The sequence below is a fragment of the Arthrobacter sp. CG_A4 genome, assembly GCF_035985125.1.
Taxonomy (GTDB): Bacteria; Actinomycetota; Actinomycetes; order Actinomycetales; family Micrococcaceae; genus Arthrobacter.
Genome location: NZ_JAXCID010000101.1, coordinates 1 through 1,549 on the forward strand (window position 1 = coordinate 1; position 1,549 = coordinate 1,549).

General features: G+C 62.9%; 1 protein-coding gene. It reads left to right on the plus strand.

Annotation, left to right across the window (positions count from 1 at the left end):
* Positions 1-124 precede the first annotated feature (124 nt).
* Positions 125-1,515, plus strand: a protein-coding gene (locus RCH07_RS19185) for an IS3 family transposase (protein ID WP_442784873.1) whose coding sequence is annotated in 2 segments (ribosomal slippage) — positions 125-476 and positions 476-1,515 — 1,392 coding nt in all. Because the reading frame shifts where the segments join, the coding sequence is not laid out codon by codon here.
* Positions 1,516-1,549: the final 34 nt, after the last annotated feature.

Sequence of the window (1,549 nt, forward strand, 5' to 3'; positions counted from 1 at the left end):
CCCTACGTGTCAGGGTGAGTTGAGGCCAGCGGCTCATAGCAACTCCGCAAAAAGCGTAGGGCGAGAATCAGGAACAGCATCAATGTCTATCTCCACAATTTCCCCGGTGCGGGAAGATGGGTCCATGAGTAATTCTGGCCCTCGCGCCGGCGGTCCAAGGCCTCGGCGGTCATTCACCCCGGCACAAAAGCTGGCCCATTTGGATGCCTATGAGACCGCGTGCGGGGACGGCTCCGGCGGCGGGGCGTATCTGCGGCGCGAAGGTATTTATTCCTCCCAGATCACGGAGTGGCGCAAGCTCCGCGACGCCGGAGTGCTCGAGGGCAAGAAGCCCGGTGAGAAGATCGGCAAGCTCACTGCCGAGCAGGTCGAAATCGCCCGTCTACGCCGGCAGCTGGAGGTGAGTGAACGCAAGCTGGTAAGAACGGAGGCCGCGTTGTCCATCATGGAAAAAGCACGGCAGCTTTTGGAGGATATCTCCGAAAGCGCGGAGCAGCAGCCCTGGTACAGGAAACCCTGATGGGCATCTACACGGACCTCACCGGGGCGGACATTCCGACGCGGGAAGCGGCCGTGCTGGCCGGCGTCCCGCGGGCGACCGCGACCCGCAAGCCCCGGATCCCGGTGGCCGTTTCGGCGCCTGTGCCGGCGAACAAGATCGGCCCCGAGGAACGGGCCCGCATCCTGGAGACCGTGAACTCGGCTCCCTTCGTGGACCTGGCCCCGGTACAGATCTATGCCCGGCTCCTGGACGAGGGGACCTACCTGTGCTCCATCTCAACGTTCTACCGGGTCCTGGCCGAGAACAGCCAGGTCAAGGAGCGCCGCAGGCAGGCCCGCCATCCACCCCGTGCGATTCCGGAACTGGTCGCGACCGGCCCCGGCCAGGTCTACAGCTGGGACATCACCAAGCTGGCCGGCCCGGTCAAGGGCAAGTACTTCGATTGCTACGTGATGATCGATATTTACTCCCGCTACATTGTCGGCGCCTACGTCCACGCCCACGAGTCCGGGGAACTGGCGGTGGAGATGATGAAGGAAATCTTCGGCATCCACGGCATCCCACAGATCGTGCACGCGGACCGCGGGACGTCCATGACAAGTAAGACCGTTGCAGTGTTGCTGTCCGATCTGGAGGTCACGCGGTCCCATTCGCGGCCCCGTGTAAGCAACGATAACCCGTTCAGCGAGGCGTGGTTCAAGACTTTGAAGTTCGCACCCGTCTTCCCTGAACGCTTCGGCTCCCTGGCCGACGCGAGGACCTTCATGGCCGCCTTTGTCGAGCAATACAACCATCGCCATTGCCACACGGGGATCGGCCTAAATACCCCGGCAGACGTCCACTACGGCCTTGCCGCCGCGAAAGCCACCGAACGCTCCCTGACGCTGTCCGCAGCCCGGGAGAGAAGCCCCGGACGATTCAGCACCAGACGGGATCCGAAAATCCTGGCCATCCCCGACGCGGCATGGATCAATAACCCATCCAACAGAATGGCTACGGCAGTAGCCGCCTAACTCCCGCTGGCCTCAATCGCCTTGACAAATTCCG